The organism is Streptomyces sp. NPDC027962 (genome assembly GCF_055566095.1).
This window is the reverse complement of record NZ_JBVHTA010000025.1, coordinates 99,619-116,159: the sequence shown is the minus strand read 5'-3', so window position 1 is coordinate 116,159 and position 16,541 is coordinate 99,619. Positions and strand designations below refer to the sequence as shown.

The window sequence follows — 16,541 nt, the reverse complement described above, 5'->3', positions numbered from 1 at the left end:
AGGAACCTCGACCATCCGAAGACGGACGGGGTATCAACATATCTGGCGTTGATTTTTGGCACACTGTTGAGTTCTCAAGGAACGGACGCTTCCTTTGTACTCACCCCTGCGGGCTTTCCTCCGGGCGCTTCCCTCCGGTCTTGCGTTTCCGACTCTATCAGATCTTTCCGATCCGATTTCCTCGGTGTGCTTTCCGGCCTTTCGGCTTTCCAGCGGTTCCGACTCTATCAGATCCTTTCGGGCCTGATTCCCAGTCAGAGGGGGGTTGCCTTCCCGGCTGTTGGGCCGTTCCGACGAGTGAGACTTTAGCGGAATCCTGCCTCCCGACGCTAATCGGGGTCGGCGCTCCTTCGAACGCGGATTCCTCATTTCGCAAAAGCGCACGAAAGACGGGCGACACGTAATGTCGCTCGCTAGAAGTGGTTCCTGCGGAATGGCTGTCCGGGGCCGACCGGAGTCGGTGCTCACGTCGGACAACTCGGAGAACACTACGGACGACGGTTCTCGATGTCAACCTGGGCCCCGCGGGCGTACTCTGAGCCCATGACATCGCGTACGTGCCTCACCCGGTGGTGGGCCGCCTGACGGCGGCCGGCACCTACGCATGCACCCCCACGGCCGCCGCTTCGGCGGCCGTTCGCGTAACTCCCTCCAGGAGCCCGGGCCGCAGGAGTCGGCGGCTCCGACCAGGAGACGGAGAACGAGATGACGCGGATCTTCAGCGGGATCAAGCCGACAGGACATCTGACCCTCGGCAACTACCTCGGGGCGATGCGCCGGTGGGTCGAGGTGGACCAGCAGCAGTCGGATGCGCTGTTCAGCGTGGTCGATCTGCACGCCCTGACGGTGGAGCACGACCCGGCGCGGGTCCGCAGACTCAGCCGCCAGGCCGCGACGCTGATGCTCGCGGCAGGTCTGGATCCCGAGCTCTGCACGATCTTCGTGCAGAGCCATGTGGACGAGCACGCCCGCCTCTCCTACATCCTCGAGTGCACGGCGACCGACGGGGAGCTGCGGCGCATGATCCAGTACAAGGAGAAGGGTGCGCAGGCACGGGCGGCCGGACAGAGCGTGCGGCTGTCCCTGCTGACGTATCCGGTTCTGATGGCCGCGGACATCCTGGCCTACGGAACCGACGAGGTGCCGGTCGGTGAGGACCAGACTCAGCATGTCGAGCTGACGCGCGATCTTGCGGTGCGGTTCAACCAGCGTTACGGGCACACCTTCACCGTTCCGCGGGCGACGCATCCACCGGTGGCTGCCCGGGTCATGGATCTGCAGGACCCGGCATCGAAGATGGGGAAGTCCCACGAGGCGGGGGCGGGCATCGTCTATCTGCTCGACGAGCCCGATGTCGCACGCAAGAAGATCATGCGGGCCGTCACGGACAGCGGGAGTGACGTCGAGTACGACCGGGAGGCGCGTCCCGGTGTGGCCAATCTGCTCGAGATCCTGTCGGCCTGTTCGGGACGGAACCCGATCGAGCTGGCCGGTGTGTACGAGTCGTACGGGGCGTTGAAGAAGGACACGGCCGAGGCGGTGGAGGAGCTGCTGAGGCCGATCAGGAAGCGGCACTCCGAGCTCGCGGCCGATCCGGGCCATGTCGACGAGGTACTGAAGAAGGGAGCGGAGCGGGCCAGGGCGATGGCCCGTCCGACGGTCGATGCGGCGTACCGGGCGATCGGTCTGCTGCCGCCCGCCTGAGGGTGGCATGGACAGGGGCGATGTGGGGGCGGCCTGCCGTCGGGGCGTCACGGCGGCAGGCCTGCCCGCGAGCCGCCTCAGCCGTTACCTGAGGCGAGCTCGCGGCTGCGGTCGCGGGCTGCTTCGAGGGCTGCGATCAGCGCGGCTCGTACGCCGTGGTTCTCGAGTTCGCGGATGGCGCTGATGGTGGTGCCGGCGGGGGAGGTGACTGCTTCACGAAGTTTCACAGGGTGCTCGCCGCTGTCGCGGAGCATCACGGCGGCGCCGATCGCCGCCTGGACGATCAGGTCGTGGGCCTGGGCGCGCGGGAGGCCGAGGAGGATGCCGGCGTCGGTCATGGCCTCGACGAGGAAGTAGAAGTACGCCGGCCCGGATCCGGAGAGGGCGGTTGCGGCGTCCTGCTGGGATTCGGGGACGCGGAGGGTCTTGCCGACCCCGCCGAAGATCTCCTCGGCGTGGGCGACGTGTCCGGTCGTGGCGTGGCTGCCGGCGGAGATGACGGACATGCCCTCGTCGACGAGCACGGGGGTGTTGGGCATGACGCGGACGACGGGGGTGCCTGCGGCCAGGCGCTCCTCGATGAAGGAGGTGGTGATACCGGCGGCGGCGCTGATGACAAGACGGTCGGCGGTTACGTGGGCACCGAGTTCGTCGAGCAGCTTGCCCATGTCCTGGGGCTTGACGGCGAGGATCAGGGTGTCGGCACGCTTGGCAGCCTCGGCGTTGGTGACGGGCTCGACGCCGTAGCGGGTGCGCAGCTCCTCCGCGCGGTCGGCACGGCGGGTGGTGACCAGCAGGTCGGCGGGCCGCCAGCCGGCGCGGATCATGCCGCTGAGAAGCGCCTCGCCGATCTTGCCCGTACCGAGGACTGCGACTGTCTGGGTCATGGCTCTGTTCACCTCGCCGGTGGGGATACGTGCGGACATCCTTTCACCAGGGGCTTGGTCGCGCCGTCGTGTCCGAGTGTCGGTACGAGTGCTTCGCCGTGGCCGTCGTCAGGCGGTGCGGCCCGTCGAGGTCAGGCTGTGCGGCGGCGCAAGGTGGCCGCGCCGAGGGCGAGGACGAGCAGGGCGCAGGCGGCGACGACCAGGACGTCCCTGATGAAGTCGCCGGTGACGTCGGGGTTGCGCAGGACTTCGCTCATGGCGTCGACGGCGTAGGACATGGGCAGCGCGTCGGAGATCGCTTCGAGGACAGGCTGCATGTTGTCGCGGGGGGTGAACAGGCCGCACAGCAGCAGTTGGGGGAAGATCACGGCCGGCATGAACTGGACGGCCTGGAACTCGGAAGCGGCGAAGGCGGAGACGAAGAGTCCGAGCGCCGTGCCGAGGAGCGCGTCGAGGAGCGCGACGAGGAGCAGCAGCCAGGGCGAGCCGACGATGTCGAGACCGAGGGCCCACAGAGCGAGGCCGGTCGCGAAGAAGGACTGGACGACGGCGACGAGCCCGAAAGCAAGGGCGTAGCCGGCGATCAGGTCGGCTTTGCCGAGCGGCATGGCAAGGAGGCGTTCCAGGGTGCCGGAGGTGCGCTCGCGCAGGGTGGCGATGGAGGTCACCAGGAACATCGTGATCAGCGGGAAGATCCCGAGCAGTGAGGCGCCGATGGAGTCGAAGGTCTGCGGGCTGCCGTCGAAGACGAAGCGGAGCAGGAACAGCATCACGCACGGCACGAGGATCATCAGGGCGATGGAGCGCGGGTCGTGGCGAAGCTGGCGCAGCACGCGGGCGGCGGTGGCGAGGGTGCGGGCGGGGCTCATCGGGCGTTCTCCTGAAGGGCGTTGGCCGGAGCGTTGGCCTGGAGGGCGTTGGCCTGGTCGACCAGGTGGAGGAAGGCCTGTTCCACGGTTTCCGAGCGGGTGCGGATGCGCAGGTCGTCGGGAGTGTCCTCGGCGAGGATCTCGCCGTCGCGCATGAGGAGGAGGCGGTGGCAGCGTTCGGCCTCGTCCATGACGTGGGAGGAGACGAGGATCGTCGCAGCGCGTTCGTCGGCGAGGCGGTGGAAGAGGTCCCAGAGGTCACGACGGAGGACGGGGTCCAGGCCGACGGTGGGTTCGTCGAGGACGAGGACCTCGGGGGTGCCGAGCAGGGCAACGGCGAGTGACACGCGGCTGCGCTGTCCGCCGGAGAGCCGGCCGGCGAGCGAGTCCGCGTGCGAGGCGAGGTCGACGTCCACGATCGCCTGGGTGACGTGCTGCTCGCGGGTGCCGCGACGGCGGCGGCCCGGGAGGAGCACGGAGGCGAAGTAGTCGAGGTTCTGGCGGACGGTGAGGTCGTCGTAGACGGACGGCGCCTGGGTGACATAGCCGATGCGGGAGCGGAGCGCGGCGTCACCGCCGGGGCGGCCGAGGATCTCCAGAGTGCCGGTGACTCTGGCCTGGGTCCCGACGACCGCGCGCATCAGAGTTGATTTTCCGCAGCCGGAAGGACCGAGGAGGCCGGTGATACGGCCGGGGAGGACGGTGAAGTCGAGACCGCGCAGGACGGTGCGGTCTCCGCGAACGACGGTGAGGCCGCGGGCCAGGACGGCGACCCCTGGAGAATTCATCATGCGATGAATAATGCGCTCGGGTGTGCGAAACCGTCAAGCACTCGCGCCCGGCCACACCTTGACGGTGTGACCGGGCGCGGGCCGAAGTCGTGTCTTTTGGATACTCAGCGGTTGGACGTGCTGCTGGGTGCTCAGCCGCTGGATGTCAGCTGCGCTTGGGTCTGCCGCCCTTCGGCCGACGGCCTGCGGGGTTGCCGCTGCGGGTGCTGCGCCGCTTCTCGTACTGCCTGAGCGCCGTCTCGTACTCGACGCGGCGGAGCTTCTCGCCGGGTGCCTCGACGAAACAACGCAGGAAGTAGGCGATGAGCGAGCCGATGAAGCCGATCATCTTCAGGCTGCGCAGAGAGTCCTCGGCCCGGGAGCCGTCGGGCCGGCGGGAGAAGCTCTCCCAGGTCTTGCGGAAGGCGATGGCGCTGCACACCGCGAACATGACCACGACGATGACGTTCACAAAGCTGCCGACCTCGGCGATGGCCAGGCCCTGGTAGGCGAGGCGCAGCACCATGGCGGCCGCGAAGGCGGTGATCAGGGAACCGGCGGCGAGACCGGCCCGGCGCAGCCCGTATCCCCCGTCGCGGCCGACCCAGGTCGTGCCGAAGAAGCGGATGGGCTCGGGCTCGGGGCCGCCGGTACCGGTGCCCGGGCCGTGCGCGCTGCTGTTCTCGGTCTGGTCGCTCACGGGGTCGATTATCCCGCCTGCACCTGCAACGGTCAGGAGCAGCGCGGAGCGACGTAGCCGTCACTTCCGGTGTGTACGTACGCGTCGGAGACGAACTGGCCGTTGGCGATGTTGTCCCAGAGGCCGCTCGTCCCGTACGGGCCCGTGATGGTCTCACCGGGCTTCTGGCAGTAGATCGGCACGGTGGCGCCGTACGGGAGGATCTTGACAATCCGGTACTGGGTGCCGGGGCCGCTGCGGACGTTCAGCCGGACGCCCGGCGCGACCGGGTAGCGCCTGGCGGCCATGGTCTCCACCGTGACCTCGGCGATGTCTGCGCCCTCGATCTCGGCGTTCTGTATCTCTTCAAGTGCCATCGGACTTTCCCCCGTTGTCGTCGATGTGAATGTCCGGCGTGTCCGCCGCGCGCAGGCTAGCAAGCCATGGCCGGATCACACACGCCATCGACTAGGCTCCGAGCGTCGCGTGTGCGCACCATCAGACGGGGGTGGGAGATGCCACCGCTGCGCAGCACCGGGCGGTTCCCGGAAGCGGAGCATCCGGAATATGCGGGCCAGTACCGCTTGGAGGCATGCCTGGGCAACGGAGGCATGGGCGTCGTCCATCTGGCGACCTCCGCCTCCGGGTTGCGGCTCGCGGTCAAGGTCATTCATGCCGAGCATGCCTCCGACCCGGAGTTCAGAGCCCGCTTCCGACAGGAAGTCACGGCCGCCCGCCGGGTCAGCGGAGCGTTCACCGCGCCGGTCGTCGACGCCGACCCGGATGCTGAACGGCCCTGGATGGCCACCCTCTTCATCGACGGCCCGACACTCGCGGAGCGGGTGAAGCGGAACGGGCCCCTGGAGCCGGTCGAGCTGCGCAGGGCGGGCGCCGGCCTCGCGGAGGCGCTGCGCGACATTCACCGTGCCGGCGTGGTGCACCGCGACCTCAAACCAAGCAATGTGCTTCTGGCGGCAGATGGGCCGAAAGTCATCGACTTCGGCATCTCGCGTCCCTCGGACAGCGATCTGCGCACGGAAACGGGAAAGCTGATCGGCACGCCGCCGTTCATGGCGCCCGAGCAGTTCCAGCGGCCGCGCGAGGTCGGGCCGGAGGCGGATGTGTTCGCGCTCGGTGCGGTGCTGGTGCACGCGGCGACCGGCCGAGGCCCGTTCGACTCCGACAGCCCGTACATCGTGGCGTACCAGGTGGTGCACAACGAGCCGGAGCTGGCAGGGGTACCGGAGGATCTCGTACCGCTGCTGGCGCGTTGTCTGGCCAAGGACCCGCAGGAGCGTCCGACGCCGTACGAGCTGATGGTCGCGTTGCGGGCGTCGTCGCCCTCGTCCGCGTACGACACGCAGGCGTACATACCGGCGCAGCGCGAGCCGGATTCCGTCGAGATCCCCCGGCCCGCCGAAGGCCCCCGGCCCGTCACAAAAGCGGCCCCGCGGGCCCCGGCCCACGCGACCGGCGATGGCCCCGACCCGGCCGAGTCACCGCTGGGGCCGCTCGGCCGGAGGGCGCGCTGGTGGGCGGGCGCCGCGGCGTTCGCCCTGCTGCTGACGGGCGGGATCGTGGTCGTCGGCGCGTCGGCCGACGGCGAGGGCGTGGACCGGCCCCGCGTCACGACACGCGCCGAGGACCGCTTCCGCCCGTGGGACGCCACCCTGCCCGGCGGCGACGGCGCGAACGGGACCCCGGTCTGCACGGCGACCGGCGGCGGTCTCTACTGCAGCGCGCCCGGCGTGAAGGCCACCCGGCTGGACCCCGCGGACGGAAAGGCGCTCTGGTCGGTCGCGGCGCGGGCCGACGCGTCCGCGCAGAGCGACGAGAGCCTGGCGCCCGTTGTCGCCGGAGGGCTGCTGCAGGTGATGACACCCGGCAGCGGCCGGTACGAGGCGCTCGACCCCGTCTCGGGTGCGGTGCGCTGGGACATGGACGTCTCCGCGTATCCCACGGTCCGCTGCGTCGGCGACACCCTGCTGCTGATGTCGGACGCCGGTACGGTCCGGGCCGTCGACGCCGCGACGGGCCGTGACCGCTGGCGGAAGCAGCACGGCGCACCCGGCTCCCAGCTGGTCGCCGCCGACGGCGGCGGACCGGCGCTCACCGCCACCCTCTCGCCGGACGGCACGTCCACCCAGGTCAGCGCCTTCGACACGGCGCGCGGCGAGCGGCTCTGGACCAAGCGGCTGCAGGGTTCGCTGCAGCCCGTGCAGCTCTCGGACGACGGCGTCCTGTATCTGCTCGCCGCCGACATCGACGGCTTCACCACCGCGGTCGTACGGCTCGATACGGCCGGCGCCGGCCGGGCCGTCCACCGCATCCCGCTCGCCGTCCCGGTCGATCAGGCGCAGGCGGGGGTCGCCGGCGACATCGTTCATCTCGCCGGTGCGGGCGGCTCGCTTCTCGCCCTCGACACCACGAAGGCGCCCGGCGACGCGCAGCTGTGGCGACTCGAGACCTCGGCCGCCCGTCTCTCCCGCCCGGTCACGGACCCAGGGGCGGTGTACGTGTCGGCCGCGGACGGGCGGCTGCTCGCCGTCGACGCGAAGCTCGGACGGCTCACCGGCCAGACCTCGCCGCGCATGGCGGACGACGGTTCCAGGCTCGCGTCCATGCTGCCCGCGCCGGTCCCCGCCGACGGCAAGGTGTTCGCGACCGCGCCCGACGGGTCGGTCTTCGCGGTGGACGGGAAGGACCCGGCGCGCTGGTGAGCACGCCGGGTCCGACGGAGTGGGCGGGTCGGGGAGGCCGATCCGGGGCGGGTCAGCCCAGCCTGGAGACGTCCCTGACGGCGCCCTTGTCGGCGCTCGTCGCCATCGCAGCGTACGCCCGCAGGGCCGCGGAGACCTTGCGCTCGCGGGACTTCGGGGCGTAGGCGCCGTTCAGCGCCTCGCGGCGGGCGGCCAGCGTGGTGGCGTCGACGAGCAGCTCGATCGTGCGGTTCGGGATGTCGATGCGGATACGGTCGCCGTCCTCGACACACGCGATCGTGCCGCCCGAGGCCGCCTCCGGGGAGGCGTGGCCGATCGACAGACCGGAGGTGCCGCCGGAGAAACGGCCGTCGGTGATCAGGGCGCACGTCTTGCCCAGGCCGCGGCCCTTCAGGAAGGACGTGGGGTAGAGCATCTCCTGCATACCGGGCCCGCCCTTGGGGCCCTCGTAGCGGATGACGACCACGTCGCCGTGCGTGATCTCCTTGCGGAGGATCTTGTCGACGGCCTCCTCCTGCGACTCGCAGACGACGGCCGGGCCTTCGAAGGTCCAGATCGATTCGTCGACGCCGGCGGTCTTCACGACGCAGCCGTCCTCGGCGATGTTCCCCTTGAGGACGGCGAGTCCGCCGTCCTTGGAGTACGCGTGCTCAGCGGAGCGGATGCAGCCGTTCTCGGCATCCTCGTCCAGCGCCTCCCAGCGCTCGGACTGGGAGAAGGCGGTGGCGGAGCGGACGCAACCGGGCGCCGCGTGCCACAGCTCGACGGCCTCGGCGGATGGCGAGCCGCCGCGCACGTCCCAGGTCTTGAGCCAGTCGGCGAGGGACGGGCTGTGCACGGAGTGGACGTCCTCGTTCAGCAGTCCCGCGCGGTGCAGCTCACCGAGGAGGGCCGGGATGCCGCCGGCGCGGTGCACGTCCTCCATGTAGTACGTGCGGTCCTTCGCGACGTTGGGCGCGACCTTCGCGAGGCAGGGGACCCGGCGTGAGACGGCGTCGATCTCGTCGAGGCCGAACGGGACGCCCGCCTCCTGGGCCGCCGCCAGCAGGTGCAGGATCGTGTTCGTCGAGCCGCCCATGGCGATGTCGAGGGCCATGGCGTTCTCGAAGGCCGCGATGCCGGCGATGGTGCGCGGCAGGACGGTCTCGTCGTCCTGCTCGTAGTACCGCTTGGTGATCTCGACGACCGTCGCACCCGCGTTCTCGTACAGCGCCTTGCGGGCGGTGTGGGTGGCGAGCACGGAGCCGTTGCCGGGCAGGGAGAGCCCGATGGCCTCGGTCAGGCAGTTCATCGAGTTGGCGGTGAACATGCCGGAACAGGAGCCACAGGTCGGACAGGCGTTCTCCTCGATGCGGAGGATGTCCTCGTCCGAGATCTTGTCGTTCACCGCGTCCGAGATCGCGTCGACCAGGTCGAGCGTGCGGACCGTGCCGTCGACGAGCGTCGCGCGGCCGGACTCCATCGGACCACCGGAGACGAAAACGGTGGGGATGTTGAGGCGCAGCGCGGCCATCAGCATGCCCGGGGTGATCTTGTCGCAGTTGGAGATGCAGATCAGCGCGTCCGCACAGTGCGCCTCGACCATGTACTCCACGGAGTCGGCGATCAGGTCGCGCGAGGGCAGCGAGTAGAGCATGCCGCCGTGGCCCATGGCGATGCCGTCGTCGACGGCGATGGTGTTGAACTCGCGCGGCACGGCGCCCGCGGCCTTGATCGCCTCGGAGACGATCCGGCCGACCGGCGCGAGGTGGGTGTGGCCGGGGACGAACTCGGTGAAGGAGTTGGCGACGGCGACGATCGGCTTGCCGATGTCCTCAGCCGCTACGCCCGACGCCCGCATAAGGGCGCGGGCGCCCGCCATGTTGCGACCGTGGGTGACAGTGCGGGACCTCAGCTCGGGCATCGCGCTCGCTCCTTGGGCGTCCTGAGGACGGATGGGTCTCTGTCGAGCCTACGCCGCCGCTCCAAGATCTGGACGCCTTGTCCGAAATGCGGGACGCGCGGCTCAGTCCTCGGTCGCCGCAGTGTCCGGAGTGCTGGAGGTGTCCGGTGCGGCGTCCGCCGAGTCGGGCGCCTCCGGGCCGTCCGGGCCCGCCTGATCGCCCGACGGGTCCAACTCCGTGAGGTACCGCTGGAGCGTCGGCGCCACCATCCTCACGATGTCCTCCGGATCCGCCGACGCCAGCGGCTCCACCTGGATCACGTACCGCAGGATCACGATGCCGACCATGTGCGAGGCGGCGAGCTCGGCACGGAACCGAGGGTCCGGTACGTCCAGCTCCGCCGCGACACGCTCCAGCAGCCGCCGCAGCACGAACCCGCGCAGCACCTTCGCCGCCGCCTCATGGGTCAGCGCGGACCGTATGACGGCCAGCATCGGCGCGCGGGTCGCCGGGTTCTCCCACACTCCGATGAAAAAACGCGCCAGCCGCTCACCGATACCCGCCGAACCCTGTCCCAGGATCTGCGGGACGACCAACGTCGGCTCGAAGGAGAGCTCGATGGCGGCCGCGAACACATCGTCCTTGGTGCCGAAGTAGTGGTGCACGAGCGCCGCGTCGACCCCGGCTGCCCTGGCGATGCCGCGCATGGTGGTCTTGTCGTAGCCGCGCTCCGCGAACTCGGTGCGCGCCGCCTGAAGGATGCGCTCCTGCGCCCCTGGCCCCTCTTCCGCCGCCTTGCGGGCGGGCCGGCCGCGGCGTCTGCGCTCCTCCGTCATGAGACGCGGGTGGCCGACGCGAGGTGCAGCCGTGTGAAGGCCAGCGCCTCCGCGAGGTCGGCCTCCCGTTCGGCGGCGGACATGGCGCGCCGTGTGTTGACCTCGATGACGACATGGCCGTCGAAGCCCGTACGCGCGAGCCGCTCCAGCAGCTCGGCGCAGGGCTGGTCGCCACGGCCGGGGACGAGGTGCTCGTCCTTCGCGGATCCCTTGCCGTCGGCGAGGTGCACATGGCCGAGCCGGTCGCCCATACGGTCGATCATCGCCATGGTGTCGGTGCGGGCGGTCGCCGTGTGCGAGAGGTCGACCGTGAAGTGGCGGTAGTCCTCCTTGGTGACGTCCCAGTCCGGGGCGTAGGCGAGCATCTCGCGGTCCCGGTAGCGCCACGGGTACATGTTCTCCACGGCGAACCGCACGTCCGTCTCGTTCGCCATCCGCCATATCCCGCTGACGAAGTCGCGGGCGTACTGCCGCTGCCAGCGGAACGGCGGGTGCACGACGACCGTCGACGCCCCGAGCTTCTCCGCGGCGGCACGCGCCCGCTGGAGCTTGACCCACGGATCGGTGGACCACACCCGCTGGGTGATCAGCAGACACGGCGCATGGACGGCGTGCACGGGCATCCGGTGGTAGTCGGAGAGCCGGCGCAGCGCCTCGATGTCCTGGCTGACGGGGTCGGTCCACACCATGACCTCGACACCGTCGTAGCCGAGGCGCGCGGCAATCTCGAAGGCCGTCGCCGTCGACTCCGGATAGACGGAAGCAGTCGACAGGACAACCTTCGCATCCGGGATGCGCACCACTGGTTCTGCCACGGAGACAGGGTACGGGGCCGACCTAAGCGGCAGGGAGGTGATCGAGACGGCGCAGGATGAGTCCCTCGCGCAGCGCCCAGGGGCAGATCTCGAGCTCCTCGACGCCGAAGAGGTCCATCGCACCCTCCGCGACCAGGGCTCCTGCGAGTATCTGGCGGGCCCGGCCCTCGGACACGCCGGGCAGACCGGCGCGCTGCTCGACGGTCATGGCGGCCAGCTTCGGCACCCACTCCTCCAGCGAACTGCGATTCAGATCACGCTGCACGTACAGCCCCTCCGCCGAGCGGGCGGCACCGGCGATACGGGCCAGTTGTTTGAAGGTCTTGGAGGTCGCGACGATGTGGTCGGGCCTGCCGAAGCGGCTGAACTCGCCGACCGTCCGGGCGATCTCCGCCCGCACGTGGCGGCGCAGCGCCCTGACGTCACTCATGTCCGGCGGGTCGCCGGGCAGCATGCCCGCGGTGAGGCGTCCGGCGCCGAGCGGCAGGGACACGGCCTTGTCGGGCTCCTCGTCGATACCGAACGCGATCTCCAGGGAGCCGCCGCCGATGTCGAGGACGAGCAGTTTCCCGGCCGACCAGCCGAACCAGCGGCGCGCGGCGAGGAAGGTGAGACGGGCCTCCTCCTCGCCGCTGAGCACCGTGAGGACGACGCCGGTCTCGTCCTTGATCCGCGCCAGTACCGCGTCCGCGTTGGTGGCCTCGCGCACCGCGGAGGTCGCGAAGGCGAGAACTTCTTCGCAGCCCTTGTCCTCGGCGGCCTGGAGGGCGTCGGCGATGGTGTGGATGAGACGGTCGACACCGTGGGGGCCGATCGCCCCGTCCTCGTCGAGCAGTTCCGCGAGGCGCAGTTCGGCCTTGTGCGAGTGGGCGGGTAGCGGCCGTGCACCGGGGTGGGCATCGACCGCCAGCAGGTGCACCGTGTTCGAACCCACGTCGAGGACTCCGAGTCTCATGGACCGAACGCTACTGCGGCCGCGCGCATACGCTGGACCTGTGCCAAAGACGAAAAAGGCGAAGCCGGGCAAAGCCAACCCGTTGAAGAAGATCCAAGAAGACGAGAAGGGCCTGGACTTCGCCCGTGCCTGGGTGGAGTTCCCCGACCCCGCGGACGACGAGCAGGTCTTCCGCTGCGACCTGACCTGGCTGACCTCCCGCTGGACCTGCATCTTCGGCAGCGGCTGCCAGGGGATCCAGGCGGGGCGCGCTGACGACGGCTGCTGCACGCTGGGGGCGCACTTCTCCGACGAGGACGACGAGAAGCGGGTCGCCGGGCACGTGGCCCGTCTCACTCCGGACCTGTGGGAGTTCCACGACGTCGGCACGAGCACCGGCTGGGTGCAGGAGGACGACGACGGGGAGCGCCAGACGCGCCGCTGGGAGGGTTCCTGCATCTTCCAGAACCGCCCAGGGTTCGCGGGCGGCGCGGGCTGCTCGCTGCACATCCTGGCGCTGCGTGAGGGCCGCGAGCCGCTGGAGACCAAGCCCGACGTGTGCTGGCAGCTGCCGGTGCGGCGTACGTACGAGTGGATCGACCGCCCCGACGACACGCGGGTGCTCCAGGTGTCGATCGGCGAGTACGACCGCCGCGGGTGGGGCCCGGGCGGCCACGACCTGCACTGGTGGTGCACGTCGGCGACGTCCGCGCACGGCGCCGGTGAACCGGTGTACGTGACGTACCGCCCGGAGCTGACGGAACTGATGGGCAAGGCGGCGTACGACGTGCTGGTCGAGCTGTGCGAGGCCCGGCTCGCCTCGGCCCTGCCCCTCCTGGCCCCCCATCCGGCGGACCCCCCGCGCCCGGCCGCCAGCTGACGGACGGGCGCCTCCCGGCGGACGGGCGAGGGGGCCCCGGACGGGCCGGGGCGCCGGGCAGGGCCGGGGCGCCGGGCAGGGCCGGGGCGCCGGCTTTCAGTTCGCCGGCGGGGGTGTCGCGGGTTCCGAGGGCGGGGTGGGGGTCGGTTCCGAGTGGGTCGGGTCCGGGTCGGGCGAGGACGGCGGCGGACTCGACGGCGGCGTCGGGTCCGGGTCCGGGTCCGGGTCCGGCGAGGACGGCGGCGGACTCGACGGCGGCGTCGGGTCCGGGTCCGGGTCGGGCGAGGACGGCGGGGGCGTGGGAGTTGTCGCGCCGTGGCCGCGGATCGACACGACCGCCCCGGAGGGATCGACACCCACCCGGGCCCGCCACGGCCCGGCCGGCTCGCGCGAGTGGTCGACGATGACGTACAGGGTGATCGTTTCGCCGGGGTTCAGCGTGCCGGAGATCTGGCTCAGGTACAGCCAGCCCGCACCTGTCCACGCGGACCAGCTGACCGGCGAACCGCCGGACGCGGTGAGCGTGATGCGGGTGCCGTCACCGGCCGGTTCCGCCTCGAGGGTGATCCGGCCCGGGCCCGGCAGGCCGGGAACGGTCGGCGACATGGGCGCCTCGTCACTGATCACCTCGACCGAGACGTCCGGCGAACGGCGGTTCGCCGTGAACCGCGGGTCCGGCTTCGCGCTCGCGTTGCCCGCGTTCTCGTAGTGGTCGTACGGGGCGGCAGCCGCCCCTCCGCCGTCCGCCCGCTCGCCCGCACTGGCAGCGGGGCCGCCCTGCGCCTCTCCTGTCAGCGGCGCTCCCCGGTAGGCCGCCCACAGGGCGAGCACCGGAGCCGCCACCACCGTGGCCACGACCGTCGTCGTCACGGCCCGCGCCCGCAGCCGGTCACGGCGGGCCGCGTGGTCCTTCGGGTCCAGGGGGAAGCCGCCGGGGCCGAAGCGCGGACCGCCCGCACGCGCCCGGGACACGTGCAGCATGGCCACGTACGTGGCGGCCCGCGGCGCCTCGACCAGCGGCAGCGCGGCCGGTGTGACGGCCGAGCCGGGCCACGGCCCGCCCGCACCGGCGCGCTCTGCGGTGCGTCGGCAGCACGGGCAGTCGTCGACGTGCCGTACCAGTTCCTGGCGCAGCGCCGCGGAGAGCAGCACGCGGTTGTCGTCCGTGAGCCGTGCGACAGCCGGGCAGTTGCCCTTCTCGACGACGGCGAGCGCGGCGCGGGTGCGCTCCACCTCACAGGCCGCGGCCGCGAGGAGCATGCGGGTGGCTGCCGGTTCCGCGCCGAGGACGGCGGCCACCTGGCCGGCCCCCAGGCCGTGGCGTACGGCGAGCTCGAGGGCCTCGCGCTGCTCGGGCGTGGTACCGGCGGCCTCGGGCCAGGCCAGCTGGGCCAGTTCGGCGCGGTGGCGCTCCGCGGTCTCCGGCGGGACGCGCGGGGCGGTCTGCTCGGGCGCCGCGGGCCGCCCGGTGTGTGCGCCTTGGCGCTTGCGCCGCTGCTCGGTCAGCCGGCGCAGGCAGGCCCACCGCGCGAGCGCGTACATCCAGGCCTTCCGCTCGGCCGCGCCGGCCGGGCAGCGCCCGTGCTGCCGGTCGGCGATGGCGAGGACGTCACCGAGAACCGCCGTGGCCGCGTCGTGGTCGCACAGCACGGAAAGGCAGTAGGTGAACAGGCCGTCCAGGTACGGCTCGTAACGGGCGGGCGGCCTCTGCGGCAACGTACGGGGGGCGCGTCGGTGCGCCCGGTGTGCACCGGTGGTGTGCGTAGGGGGTTCCAGCCTGCTGCTCGTCACTCCGTGACCGTAGGGGCAGGACCACGGGCCGTTCGTACCCCTTGAACACTTTTAATCCCTACGGGTGAACCGTTCCCTCGAAGGGGGACAGGAACGCCGAATTCCGGCGTTCCTGCACTATCGCCCGTGCGCCCAGGCGCACGCCCGCGCGCACTCCCCTCCGTACTCCCGGCACACTCCGCGCGCACCCTCCTCGGACTCCCGGCGCGCGCCTGTACGCACCCCCTTCCCTGCTCCCGGCGCACTCCCGCACGGCTCCCACGCACTCCGTCCTTCGGCCGGGCCGGGGCACTGTCGGTGGTCACCGCTACGGTTTGCGCATGGCTGCCCGTACGAAATCCGCGAAGGACCGGCCGTCCTACCGCTGCACCGAATGCGGCTGGACGACCGTCAAGTGGCTCGGCCGCTGCCCCGAGTGCCAGGCATGGGGCACGGTCGAGGAGTACGGCGCACCCGCCGTCCGCACCACCGCCGCCGGCCGCGTCTCCACCGCGGCCCTCCCCATCGGCCAGGTCGACGGCCGGCAGGCGACCGCCCGCACGACCGGCGTGGCCGAGCTCGACCGCGTCCTCGGCGGCGGGCTGGTGCCCGGCGCCGTCGTGCTGCTCGCGGGCGAGCCGGGTGTCGGCAAGTCGACGCTGCTCCTCGACGTCGCAGCCAAAGCGGCGAGCGACGACCACCGCACGCTCTACGTCACGGGCGAGGAGTCCGCGAGCCAGGTCCGGCTGCGCGCCGACCGGATCAACGCCCTGCACGACCACCTCTATCTGGCCGCGGAGACCGACCTCTCCGCGGTGCTCGGCCATCTGGACGCGGTCAAGCCGTCGCTGCTGATCCTGGACTCCGTGCAGACCGTGGCGTCCCCCGAGATCGACGGCGCGCCCGGCGGCATGGCCCAGGTCCGGGAGGTCGCGGGCGCGCTCATCCGCGCCTCCAAGGAGCGCGGCATGTCGACGCTGCTCGTCGGCCATGTCACCAAGGACGGCGCCATCGCCGGACCGCGTCTGCTGGAGCACCTGGTGGACGTGGTGCTCTCCTTCGAGGGCGACCGGCACGCCCGCCTGCGCCTGGTCCGCGGCGTGAAGAACCGCTACGGGGCGACGGACGAGGTCGGCTGCTTCGAGCTGCACGACGAGGGCATCACCGGCCTCGCGGACCCGTCGGGCCTGTTCCTGACCCGACGGGACGAGCCGGTCCCCGGCACCTGTCTGACGGTCACCCTCGAAGGCCGCCGCCCACTGGTGGCCGAGGTGCAGGCACTGACCGTCGACTCCCAGATCCCCTCCCCCCGGCGCACCACATCGGGCCTGGAGACCTCGCGCGTGTCGATGATGCTGGCGGTGCTGGAGCAGCGCGGCCGGATCTCCGCCCTCGGCAAGCGCGACATCTACAGCGCGACGGTCGGCGGGGTGAAGCTCTCGGAGCCCGCCGCGGACCTGGCCGTCGCGCTCGCCCTCGCGTCCGCCGCGAGCGACACCCCGCTGCCGAAGAACCTGGTCGCGATCGGTGAGGTCGGCCTCGCGGGCGAGGTCAGAAGGGTCACGGGCGTCCAGCGCAGGCTGGCAGAGGCGCACCGGCTCGGCTTCACACAAGCCCTGGTGCCGACCGATCCCGGCAAGATCCCCGCCGGTATGAAAGTCACCGAAGTGGCAAACGTGGGGGATGCTCTGCGGGTGCTTCCGCAGGGCCGTCAGGGCGGCTCGGGCGGCGGCTCACGCAGAGAGCGGGCGGAGGCCCCACGGGAGCAGGAAGCTCGCCGGTAGACTTTGCCCT

General features: G+C 71.2%; 14 protein-coding genes. 4 read left to right on the top strand and 10 right to left on the bottom strand.

Annotation, left to right across the window (positions count from 1 at the left end):
• Positions 1 to 705 precede the first annotated feature (705 nt).
• Entirely contained in the window at positions 706 to 1,704 is a 999-nt protein-coding gene (gene trpS / locus ACZ4SA_RS23215; protein WP_468277593.1) for a tryptophan--tRNA ligase, read from the top strand.
• Between the two features lie 77 nt (positions 1,705 to 1,781).
• Here trpS and proC read toward each other — a convergent pair whose 3' ends face one another.
• From proC to ACZ4SA_RS23190, 5 genes are all read right to left on the bottom strand, one after another.
• Positions 1,782 to 2,591 carry a pyrroline-5-carboxylate reductase gene (gene proC, locus ACZ4SA_RS23210; RefSeq protein WP_468277590.1) on the bottom strand — a complete coding sequence of 270 codons (810 nt, stop codon included), beginning with the start codon at positions 2,589 to 2,591 and terminating at the stop codon, positions 1,782 to 1,784.
• Between the two features lie 131 nt (positions 2,592 to 2,722).
• Complete coding sequence (locus ACZ4SA_RS23205; RefSeq protein ID WP_468277588.1) at positions 2,723 to 3,460, bottom strand: ABC transporter permease; 738 nt, start codon at positions 3,458 to 3,460, stop codon at positions 2,723 to 2,725.
• Entirely contained in the window at positions 3,457 to 4,251 is a 795-nt protein-coding gene (locus ACZ4SA_RS23200) for an ABC transporter ATP-binding protein (RefSeq protein WP_468277586.1), read from the bottom strand. The genes ACZ4SA_RS23205 and ACZ4SA_RS23200 overlap by 4 nt, the downstream gene beginning before the upstream one ends.
• A gap of 145 nt (positions 4,252 to 4,396) precedes the next feature.
• Positions 4,397 to 4,930, bottom strand: coding sequence for a hypothetical protein (locus ACZ4SA_RS23195; protein ID WP_468277584.1), 534 nt, complete (start codon positions 4,928 to 4,930; stop codon positions 4,397 to 4,399).
• Between the two features lie 32 nt (positions 4,931 to 4,962).
• A complete protein-coding gene (locus ACZ4SA_RS23190; RefSeq protein WP_468277582.1) occupies positions 4,963 to 5,286 on the bottom strand; it encodes an SH3 domain-containing protein in 324 nt (107 codons plus the stop codon).
• 138 nt (positions 5,287 to 5,424) lie between these two features.
• Here ACZ4SA_RS23190 and ACZ4SA_RS23185 point away from each other — a divergent pair, with 138 nt between their 5' ends.
• Positions 5,425 to 7,629, top strand: a complete 2,205-nt coding sequence (locus ACZ4SA_RS23185) for a serine/threonine-protein kinase (protein ID WP_468277607.1) — start codon at positions 5,425 to 5,427, stop codon at positions 7,627 to 7,629.
• 52 nt (positions 7,630 to 7,681) lie between these two features.
• On the opposite strand, the gene ilvD is transcribed toward ACZ4SA_RS23185, so the two are convergent.
• The 4 genes from ilvD to ACZ4SA_RS23165 form a co-directional block, all read right to left on the bottom strand.
• On the bottom strand, positions 7,682 to 9,532 hold the full coding sequence (ilvD, locus tag ACZ4SA_RS23180) for a dihydroxy-acid dehydratase (RefSeq protein ID WP_468277579.1): 1,851 nt from the start codon (positions 9,530 to 9,532) through the stop codon (positions 7,682 to 7,684).
• 102 nt (positions 9,533 to 9,634) lie between these two features.
• The gene (locus ACZ4SA_RS23175; protein ID WP_468277577.1) at positions 9,635 to 10,348 is read right to left on the bottom strand and encodes a TetR/AcrR family transcriptional regulator; all 714 of its coding nucleotides are present in this window, start codon (positions 10,346 to 10,348) and stop codon (positions 9,635 to 9,637) included.
• Positions 10,345 to 11,163: a sugar phosphate isomerase/epimerase family protein gene (locus tag ACZ4SA_RS23170; RefSeq protein ID WP_468277574.1), complete on the bottom strand. Its 819-nt coding sequence runs from the start codon at positions 11,161 to 11,163 to the stop codon at positions 10,345 to 10,347. The genes ACZ4SA_RS23175 and ACZ4SA_RS23170 overlap by 4 nt, the downstream gene beginning before the upstream one ends.
• Positions 11,164 to 11,185: 22 nt before the next feature.
• Entirely contained in the window at positions 11,186 to 12,118 is a 933-nt protein-coding gene (locus ACZ4SA_RS23165) for a Ppx/GppA family phosphatase (RefSeq protein WP_468277571.1), read from the bottom strand.
• Between the two features lie 40 nt (positions 12,119 to 12,158).
• On the opposite strand from ACZ4SA_RS23165, the gene ACZ4SA_RS23160 reads away from it, so the two are divergent.
• Positions 12,159 to 12,977, top strand: coding sequence for a DUF3109 family protein (locus ACZ4SA_RS23160; protein ID WP_468277568.1), 819 nt, complete (start codon positions 12,159 to 12,161; stop codon positions 12,975 to 12,977).
• A 96-nt stretch (positions 12,978 to 13,073) separates the two neighbouring features.
• Here ACZ4SA_RS23160 and ACZ4SA_RS23155 read toward each other — a convergent pair whose 3' ends face one another.
• Positions 13,074 to 14,768, bottom strand: coding sequence for a BACON domain-containing protein (locus ACZ4SA_RS23155; RefSeq protein ID WP_468277565.1), 1,695 nt, complete (start codon positions 14,766 to 14,768; stop codon positions 13,074 to 13,076).
• Between the two features lie 320 nt (positions 14,769 to 15,088).
• On the opposite strand from ACZ4SA_RS23155, the gene radA reads away from it, so the two are divergent.
• A complete protein-coding gene (gene radA, locus ACZ4SA_RS23150; RefSeq protein ID WP_468277563.1) occupies positions 15,089 to 16,531 on the top strand; it encodes a DNA repair protein RadA in 1,443 nt (480 codons plus the stop codon).
• The last annotated feature ends 10 nt before the right edge of the window (positions 16,532 to 16,541 follow it).